Genomic DNA, 8377 nt, shown 5'->3' with positions numbered 1-8377 from the left:
GGGTAGTCCTGGCCGCGCTGCCGCATTCGATTCTTTTTGTGTGCGGCATGAATGCCGTGCGCTCGCCGATGGCCGAGCAACTGGCGCGGCGGATGCTGCCCGCCACCACTTTCGTGGCCTCGGCCGGCGTGCGCAGCGGCGAGCGCGACCCCTTCGTCGATGCCGTGCTTGCCGAAGAGGGTCTCACGCTCGGCGAGCGGCAGCCGAGGACGCTTGACGAGCTGGAAGACGACTATTTCGACCTGATTGTGACGCTGGCGCCGGAAGCGCATCACGCCGCGCTCGAGCTTACCCGCTCGCTCGCCGTCGAGGTCGAGTACTGGCCGATGCCGGACCCGACCGACACCGGCGGCACGCGCGAGCACATCATGGCCGCCTATCGCGATGTGCGAGAGCGGCTGAAGACGCGCATAAGCCGGCGTTTCTTGCTTCCGGAAGCAAAAAACGCGACGGATTAAGCATGTTCACAAGCGGGCGATTATCATATAGGTTCCGCCGCAAATTCCGGCTGGAGTCGGACGAGTTCAGGTCTGTTCGACCTGAAATCGTCCGGCTCCAGATCAAGATAGAGCATGATGTCGTCCGAAAACCGCTTCACACTTTTCGGCATCATGCTCTAGGCCCCGGAACCGCCATCCAAGCAAAGGTATCGAATGCCGAAGGAAGAAGTCCTCGAATTTCCGGGCGTGGTCACGGAACTGCTGCCCAATGCGATGTTCCGGGTGAAGCTCGAAAACGAGCACGAAATCATCGCCCACACGGCCGGCCGCATGCGCAAGAACCGCATCCGCGTGCTGACCGGCGACAAGGTCCTGGTCGAAATGACGCCTTACGACCTGACCAAGGGCCGCATCACCTACCGCTTCAAGTAACAATTCGGCGCGAACCGCGATGAGCATCCTGCAGAAGCTCGTGCTTGCCTCGGGTTCGCCGCGTCGCATCGAGCTGTTGCAGCAGGCCGGCATCGAACCGGACCGCGTGCTGCCCGCCGATGTCGACGAGACGCCGCTGCGCGCCGAGCATCCGCGCTCGCTGGCGAAGCGCCTTTCCAAGGACAAGGCCGAGAAGGCGTTCGCCTCGCTGAAAAGCGAGGAAGACTATGCGCCGGCCTTCATCCTGGCCGCCGACACGGTGGTGGCGGTGGGGCGGCGCATCCTGCCCAAGGCCGAGACGATCGACGACGCGGTGAACTGCCTCGGCCTGCTTTCCGGCCGCTCGCACCGGGTCTATTCCGGCATCTGCCTGATCACGCCGGGCGGCAAGCTCAGGCAGCGGCTGGTGGAGACCAGGGTGCGCTTCAAGCGACTGCCACGCGAGGAGATCGACGCCTATGTCGCGTCGGGCGAATGGCGCGGCAAGGCCGGCGGTTATGCCGTGCAGGGCCTCGCCGGCTCCTTCGTCGTCAAGCTGGTCGGCTCCTACACCAATGTGGTCGGCCTGCCGCTCTACGAGAGTATCGCGCTGCTGTCCGGCGAGGGCTTCAAGCCGCACAAGAACTGGCACGTCGCGCGGCCATGAGCCCGGACGAAAAGGTCACGCCGCTGAGGCCGAAGCGCCCCTGCCCCGAATGCGGCAAGCCTTCGGTGCGGGAGCACTATCCGTTCTGCTCGACACGCTGCAAGGACATCGACCTCAATCGCTGGCTGAAAGGCGCCTACGTCATTCCCGGCCGCGACGACGAAGAGGAAGAAGACGGAGGCCCCAAGCAAGGCCCTTCGTCCACAGACGAGCAGTGAAGGCCCGTAGCAATACGCCGTTTCCCGGCGATTTTTCTTTATCAACACCTAAGCGCTGGACAGGGCGAATTCCCGTGCTATAACCCACGCGCTTTCGAGGGGGGCGCCACCCGGCGCTTCCGTGAAACCCGGCGGACGAGCCCGTTAGCCGGCGCAGGCCCAGATAGCTCAGTTGGTAGAGCAGCGGACTGAAAATCCGCGTGTCGGTGGTTCGAATCCGCCTCTGGGCACCAGCACTTTCTCAAAGGAAATCAGCCTATTAGCAGGTCGCCGGCTTGGCGATTTGGTTGGACTTCATGTCGCATCGTGTTGCAAGTTAATCCCGTGGATTTCCGGGCTTTTCCAGACGCTACAGGTCACTCCGTGCGACATGGACGCGACATGAATAAGGCTATTCATCACTCGTCATAATGGCGTCGAATCTGCGCCTTTCCCAAGCCTGTTGCCGGCGATAGCGCCAGATGCCGGCGATGAGAAGAACTGCGGCGAATGGTACCAGCTTCCACCCAGGGTGCAGGCCCCAATAGCTGACGCATAGCACAACCGCTCCTGCCGCGATCAGCCACAACGCATTGCCGGACCTTAGATCGCCGATCTCAACGTTGAGTTCGTCAACCTTGATTCCCAACTCGCCGACCTTACCCTCAAGTTCATGAATGTAGGCCACCACAGCGGGTGAAGGGTCGCCGAATTCAATACCGTTCCGCTTCATTTTGCCCCTCCCAATGCCAATCACGGCATCGCGAATCTTATTTCACCGTGGCTTTGCAAAAAAGCCCGGCCACCGAAGCAGCAGCCGAGCCTTTCAAGTGTCCGAAGGGCCAATTGATTTCAGTTCATGGGCGAGTGCGCCTCACCCAATAGCCGCCGCGCCGCGCCTGTGGCGTTCGCCATCGCTATCATGGTTTCAGCAGTCACAATGAACTTGGCCACGCAGACGCGCTCTTGAGTGCCGTCGTAGCCGCGCTGGTGGGCATAATAAGACACGCGGAACAGATTGGCGGCAATCTCCTCGACGCGTCCGACGCCCTGCACGAAGGTGTCGAGGATGACGATAGGTTCGACGAGTTCGCTCATGCTTGCATCGCCTGGAACGGCTCCGCCTCGATCTTTTCATAGAAGGTCTTGCGCAGCTTTTGGGATAATTCGGCGGCCTTATAGCCGATGTAAAGCAATCGGTTCACCTCGCCAGCCGTGAGGACGACGTTTCCGCCCTTACTGCTTTCCTTGCCGAAAGCGTCTTCGAGCAAGTTGGCAAGCACGTCGTTCATGTCGTCGCTGTCGCAGACCAACGGCTCCAGATCGTTAAGAACTTCTAGGGTCGCGTTCATGACTGCGCCGCCACGAAAGAACGCAGCAGCATCTCGGATTCCCAATATTCCAGGCTTCCACCGAAAGCGCTCGACTTGTCGCTCAAGAGCAAGTTGGCCTTCATCTGCACCGCCTCGAAGGTTGTGCATGGTGCGGACAGCAGAGCCTTGAAGATATCGGACCACGCTGTGAAGGCGGCATCCACCTGCTTTTCAGCTGTAGCGCCTGCCATGGCCGGCAGCGATGCTAGAGCGCCGAGAGCGGCGCGACGTGTCATTGCCTGAGAAGTCATAGGTTCAGTCCCCTGGTTTCACCGGCTGTTCAAGGCCGGGCTGCAAACCCCTGCAGCAAATATCGGCGGACGGCGCCGAAGCCGGGAGTTGAACACCTGCCAGGACGACAGGCCTAAGCTTTTTAGGGGTTTCCCCCACTGGACAGCGGCTTAGCTCCCGGCCATAAAAGGCCGGTCGGAGCCGCGCCGCCAAGCGCGTCCGTTGTGCGCAGGAAACCTGCACACTCTCGCCCGCTCTTCCTCGCCAAAGGAAGAACGACCTCGCCAAAGGTCTGCACGGGCAAAGTCCTAGTCCGGGTGTTCAAGCCCACGGACACGATCATCTGATTTGCTGATTTCGTCAAGAATGCTCCCCTTCCTGGGGGAAGTATTTCTTTGTGCAAGGTGCTTTTCAGCACCGGCTAAGAGGTGATACGGTCTCACCAGTTGATCCGGGGGGGATCGGGGAATGTTGTTCAAAACAGCATTGGCAGTTGCCGCGTGTTTGGTGCCAACTCTGGCATCAGCCAACGACGAGGCTTTGCAGTTTCAAATTGAGAGCGAGCTGGCTTACTTGAAAGTCGGCTACGGCATTGAGAGCGTCGAAGTCCGCGCCGAAGGTGTTCGGACGCAAGTCATCGTCGGCGTAGATACCTTCGTGTCCAATTTTAGCGATGTCATGTGGGATACAGCACAGCGGGCAAGTCTCATGAGCCCGGCGCCTGTATTGCTGTTGGCCGTAGAGCAACATTCGGCTTTTGGAAATGCGAGCGGGAAGCGACTCTGCTATCTGCGCGCCCGCAAAGGCCAGGTTTTCGAGGGGACGTGCTGATGAGGAAATTGTTTTGCGCTCTCGCGCTGCTGGCCCTGAACGGCTGCGCAGCCGATTATCTGAACAACTACGATACGATGACGCTGGCCTCCGGCGACTCGAACAGACAGAACCAATTGCTGCAAACAGTCGATCCCTACAATCCCGCCTCGAACAACACCAAGATCGAGGGAGACGGCGCCAGAAGCGCCGCCGTCGTCCAGAAGTACAAGCAGGGGCCGGGCGGAACCGCAGCCGCATCGTCAGGTGCAGCGGCCTCGCTCCCGCCTCCCCCTCCGCCAGAGTGACCGGAGCTTGCCATGTGGCTGCCATACCTATCGATCGTCACCAGCTTTGTTGCGGCCGCTCTCGGTATTCGAGCGGCAACCATTCCTATTAGGGACAGCCTTGATGACATGATGCCCGACATCGGTCGGCAGGGAAAATGGGCGAGTTGGGCGGCTGTTGCCGCTGGCGCGTCTGTTGTTTTGCAATCGCTCGATAGGCTATGGCAGTAACGAGCCATGAGGTGCAGGCTTGGCTGCTGATGCAGTGGGAAAAAGCGCGGCGCCGCTGAAGGTCCCGCCCTACTGGCTCTTGCGGTGAAGGTCTTTCGGACTGGTATCCGGCGAATATGTGAGCGTGATCCGCTTGCCGCCGCAGACTGCGCATTTCATCCTCGGCCTCAAGTCCCATTCCATCGCCGGAGCATCAGCGCCGAACCTATCCCGGAGCGCCGGCAGATCGAGCTTTTGATGACGATGGCAATCCAGGCAGCCGCCCGTAACAGACATGCCCGCGTCTATAAGCGCTTGGAGGGTCCAGCCGTTACCCATGCCCGGTCATGTAGGCTGGTTGTGTCTCGGGTTGAAATTTGAGGCGCAGCCTTCCCCAAACTCCTGTATGCTCAGCGCTGCTATGGATCACAGGAAAACGACCCTTGAGCGCGCATTCGAACTCGCCAAGTCTGGAGTTTACGCCAATTTTGGTGAGGTGCGTACAAAGATCAAAAACGAAGGCTACGACGTTCGTCAGATGATTGGTGGCTTGAGCCTTCGCAAGCAGATCAATCAAATAATTCAAAGTGCGCGAGCGAATGCCGACTGTGGCGTTGGAAGCTCAGAGGCAAGAGCCCGCTCGCCTGAGGGGGTCGAACGGGCTCCCGTGGGGGAGCGCCCCAGCGCGGCGGGTGAACCTCGTGCCGGAGACACACGCCGCGACACTTAACCGGGACACTGGTAGGAATGTTCCCTTCGATGCGACCGAAGTCGGAGGATCTGACGCTTTGGTCCCGATGCTGAAACCTTCCCCTCGCTACATCATTTGATAGAGCCGGCGAACATGTGTCCCTTCGTTCGGCGGCATGAGAGAGTGGATAGATGCCCGCCATCCCGTTGCCTGGGGTGACGGGCATCGTCTTGACTGCACATTAGCATCTGCTTGCGAACCTATTGGCCGCGTCGGAGTTGTATCGGCATGGCGAAGGGCAACATCAATATTGGCGATGAAGTCGCGATCACGGCAAAGGTGCGCCGTCGAGTGACGGAAGACCGTGTGAGCGTGTCGATCCCCTCCTATGGCCAGCCTCATTCGATTGTCGATCGAATCTCGAAGGTGAAGCAAGGTCAGGAGATCGAGCTTCGAGGCGATGTCACCCGCGTCGATGAAGACAAAGTGACCATCAACCTAGGCGTCCCCGTCACGGTGAATGCCGATACCGTGAGAGTGGTGACGCCTTACAAGCCGCCGACAAGGAAGACGCCACTGGTGGACAAGCCGACGTGACGAAGCTCTCTCCAAGGTTCGCAGCGACACCCTCCGTACGAAGGATTTCCGTTGTCAAGCGCCTGCTAAAGGACGATGATGGCGGCTGATGCAGCGGATATCCCTCCATACCCTCTCGCTGCAGAGATTGGCCTGGCGCTTTATCCGCCGGGCCTCTTTCTAAGACAGGAGCGTGGGTCTTGAGCGCTCGCTAAGAACTGGTGTCTTCGCACCAGAAGATGGGGGGGATTCACAGCGAATCCATTTCGATCTAGAATCTTTCTATGGACGCGATCTTTGACGACCTTTCCAGTGCCCTCAGGAAGCCCCACAGCGATGGTTGGGCCAAGTTCCGCATCATTGCCCTGGATGCTGCCGGCAAGTTCTTTACGGGCGTAGCTATCGGTATCGGCTTCGCGATCGTTCACGCCTTCGCGGGCTGACTAAAACAGCAATTGCCATCAGCTGCCGTCTCGCTATGGTTAGCGCCGTCCGGGGTTTGGCCACCCCTGTCCCCGGATCAGGCCCGGCGGATTGTCACCACTTCCCCCCGAAGCATGATGGGCTGCCGGGCCGTGACGCTACAAGCGGTGGTGAGCTGTCTCATTTCTGCACAAGAATGCTGGCACCAGCCTTGCACTGCAGACATCGCCGGTTTGAACCCGGCAGCTCGTCGGGCTTGAGGCTGTTGTTGGGGGCCTCGCCCGGCGAGCTCTCCCGCTGTATTAGCGACTGCTTGTAAATAAAGCGAAGTAGGAAGATAATGCCGGCCGCGAGGAGCTTTTGAGGGAGAGTTCCAGTGCGTTGGCCCTTAGTTGTGACTGCGCTTATTGTTGGATTGGTCCTTTGGGACCACTTTGCCAATGACAGCGCCTACCTCGCCGATATGGAGCGAGGTCTGCGACACGCCGCTGCAGCGATGCCAGGTTAGGCTTAGGAGAGCGTAATCTTGGGATCGATATAGAAAGTCGTCGAGGCTTTCGCACACTTAACCCTGCAAGCGATCCAGCCCTTCTGCTGTGGCGTGAACGTGACGGAGAGCGCAAACTTGGTTGTCGATCCGCCCCATGTGCCGCTTCCGGCAGCCTGTCCAGCGGCGGATGCCAACGGGTTGGCTTTTGCATCACTGACGAACGACCCCTGTGGCGACGAGGCATCGCCGAGATATTCCACCTCAAGCCAGATTTCGTCATCATTCGGAACTGCACCCCCACCCCAGATGCCTTGAACGGTCGCCGTCACCGGAGATCCGGTGGTGTCGTTCCAGATCATGATCGGCAAGCAGTCGAATGGCAGATAATAGGAAGAGTTCGCCGTGGTGACGATCTTCCAAGCCAACGGGGTGGCGCCGTCAGAGGCCCCGCCGGTGCGGACGATCGTGGTTTCTTCGGTGAGCGTGCCGGCGTATCTCACGCTGGCAAATTGATAATTCGCGCCAAGAGATCCGGTTCGATAGGCATCGACGAATAGCGATCCTTGCTGCGTTGGAGTGGCCGCCAAGGTCACGGAGCCATTGAGCTTGCAGTCCTCGAACGTCACCTTGGCGTTGCTGCTGCCAGTGATCGCCCCGACAAGCGTCTTGCCCGAACCGGCCGCGCTGAGATCGACGCCTCGGCACTCGATGAGGCCACCGCGCCCCGAGAATGACACAAAGAGCGTCGTCGGGATCGCGCCCGAAAGAGCACTGGGCGTATCGCGCCAGCGCAAGACGCCCTCGCAACGGATTTGCCCGGATACGCCTCCGAAACTGATTGGCGTGTTGATCAGTTCGAGATACCCGGCCGTCACGCCGCCGATCGAAATATTCAGCGCCCCGGAGCCGACCAGGTTGATCTGGCAATTGACCAGCTTCAGCGTGACGTTGTTGGCGCTTGGTGCTGCCAAAGCCGGCGAACCGGATGAGCCAACATTGAAGAGGATGCCATAATAAATCGCCGGGCCGGCGAGGTTAATGTTGTTCCCGGACGTGGTCGAGATCTGCCCGGTCGTTCTCAGGTCGGCAGAGACGGGCGGCACGGAGCCGCTATGATTGACGCAATAAACCAGCGCAGGAAGAGCCAGGGTGCCGGGTCCGGTCAGTGTCATAACTGATGCTTGTGTCTCGGCGTGATCTTCGGAGACGTAGAAAACGTCGCCGGCGGCTTTGCCCGAGAATGCCGCAGCGAGCGTCGTATAGGCGTTGGCCCAGTCGGCACCGGTGCCGGCGCCGCCAGCGCCAGAACGAACGTAATAGGCTGTCATGATAGGCGCGCTCCGATACCGAACGTGCTCGCGGCCACTCCCCAGGCCACGGCTATTTGCTGCTGCTGGCGTTCACTGTCTTTGCTTGCGGCTTGATCCGGCTCGGCCAAGGCCTCTGTCGCCTCATTGCGGGCTTTTTCGTCAGCCATTCGATGCTTTTCGGCCATCTGTGCTTTCCTTTGTCTACTGGTCAAGGATATCTCCCGTAGAGGATACCGACTGATCAACGGCAAAGCTGGCGTC

General features: G+C 59.7%; 13 protein-coding genes and 1 tRNA gene. 9 read left to right on the top strand and 5 right to left on the bottom strand.

The window, feature by feature from the left end; translation table 11 throughout:
• Window positions 1-47 precede the first annotated feature (47 nt).
• The 5 genes from EOA60_RS10160 (at window position 48) to EOA60_RS10140 (ending at window position 1969) form a co-directional block, all read left to right on the top strand.
• Window positions 48-458, top strand: coding sequence for a low molecular weight phosphatase family protein (locus EOA60_RS10160; RefSeq protein WP_066993798.1), 411 nt, complete (start codon window positions 48-50; stop codon window positions 456-458).
• Window positions 459-653: 195 nt separating this feature from the next.
• Window positions 654-872 (top strand): translation initiation factor IF-1, encoded by a 219-nt coding sequence (gene infA, locus EOA60_RS10155; RefSeq protein ID WP_006200926.1) that lies wholly within the window; start codon window positions 654-656, stop codon window positions 870-872.
• Between the two features lie 19 nt (window positions 873-891).
• Window positions 892-1518: a Maf-like protein gene (locus EOA60_RS10150; RefSeq protein ID WP_066993800.1), complete on the top strand. Its 627-nt coding sequence runs from the start codon at window positions 892-894 to the stop codon at window positions 1516-1518.
• Window positions 1515-1736 (top strand): DNA gyrase inhibitor YacG, encoded by a 222-nt coding sequence (gene yacG / locus EOA60_RS10145; protein ID WP_067328558.1) that lies wholly within the window; start codon window positions 1515-1517, stop codon window positions 1734-1736. The genes EOA60_RS10150 and yacG overlap by 4 nt, the downstream gene beginning before the upstream one ends.
• Window positions 1737-1893: 157 nt before the next feature.
• A tRNA-Phe gene (locus EOA60_RS10140) sits at window positions 1894-1969 on the top strand.
• Window positions 1970-2127: 158 nt separating this feature from the next.
• Here the strand turns inward: EOA60_RS10140 and EOA60_RS10135 are convergent.
• From EOA60_RS10135 to EOA60_RS10125, 3 genes are all read right to left on the bottom strand, one after another.
• Complete coding sequence (locus EOA60_RS10135; protein ID WP_127334959.1) at window positions 2128-2448, bottom strand: hypothetical protein; 321 nt, start codon at window positions 2446-2448, stop codon at window positions 2128-2130.
• Window positions 2449-2567: 119 nt separating this feature from the next.
• Complete coding sequence (locus EOA60_RS10130; RefSeq protein ID WP_127334960.1) at window positions 2568-2813, bottom strand: hypothetical protein; 246 nt, start codon at window positions 2811-2813, stop codon at window positions 2568-2570.
• Entirely contained in the window at window positions 2810-3232 is a 423-nt protein-coding gene (locus EOA60_RS10125; protein WP_127334961.1) for a hypothetical protein, read from the bottom strand. Before EOA60_RS10125 ends, EOA60_RS10130 begins: the two co-directional genes overlap by 4 nt.
• Before the next feature lie 555 nt (window positions 3233-3787).
• Here EOA60_RS10125 and EOA60_RS10120 point away from each other — a divergent pair.
• The 4 genes from EOA60_RS10120 (at window position 3788) to EOA60_RS37445 (ending at window position 6336) form a co-directional block, all read left to right on the top strand.
• Window positions 3788-4150 (top strand): hypothetical protein, encoded by a 363-nt coding sequence (locus EOA60_RS10120; RefSeq protein ID WP_127334962.1) that lies wholly within the window; start codon window positions 3788-3790, stop codon window positions 4148-4150.
• Complete coding sequence (locus EOA60_RS10115) at window positions 4150-4437, top strand: hypothetical protein (RefSeq protein ID WP_245479164.1); 288 nt, start codon at window positions 4150-4152, stop codon at window positions 4435-4437. The genes EOA60_RS10120 and EOA60_RS10115 overlap by 1 nt, the downstream gene beginning before the upstream one ends.
• Window positions 4438-5605: 1168 nt before the next feature.
• Window positions 5606-5914 carry a hypothetical protein gene (locus tag EOA60_RS10105; protein ID WP_127334965.1) on the top strand — a complete coding sequence of 103 codons (309 nt, stop codon included), beginning with the start codon at window positions 5606-5608 and terminating at the stop codon, window positions 5912-5914.
• 263 nt (window positions 5915-6177) lie between these two features.
• On the top strand, window positions 6178-6336 hold the full coding sequence (locus EOA60_RS37445) for a hypothetical protein (RefSeq protein WP_164748197.1): 159 nt from the start codon (window positions 6178-6180) through the stop codon (window positions 6334-6336).
• 490 nt (window positions 6337-6826) lie between these two features.
• On the opposite strand, the gene EOA60_RS10100 is transcribed toward EOA60_RS37445, so the two are convergent.
• Window positions 6827-8134, bottom strand: a complete 1308-nt coding sequence (locus EOA60_RS10100; protein ID WP_127334966.1) for a hypothetical protein — start codon at window positions 8132-8134, stop codon at window positions 6827-6829.
• On the bottom strand, window positions 8131-8301 hold the full coding sequence (locus tag EOA60_RS37440) for a hypothetical protein (protein WP_164748198.1): 171 nt from the start codon (window positions 8299-8301) through the stop codon (window positions 8131-8133). Before EOA60_RS37440 ends, EOA60_RS10100 begins: the two co-directional genes overlap by 4 nt.
• Window positions 8302-8377: the final 76 nt, after the last annotated feature.

Source organism: Mesorhizobium sp. M1A.F.Ca.IN.020.06.1.1 (genome assembly GCF_004023265.1).
Lineage (GTDB): Bacteria > Pseudomonadota > Alphaproteobacteria > Rhizobiales > Rhizobiaceae > Mesorhizobium.
The sequence above is the reverse complement of the archived record's forward strand: the minus strand, read 5'-3'. Positions and strand labels throughout refer to the sequence as shown.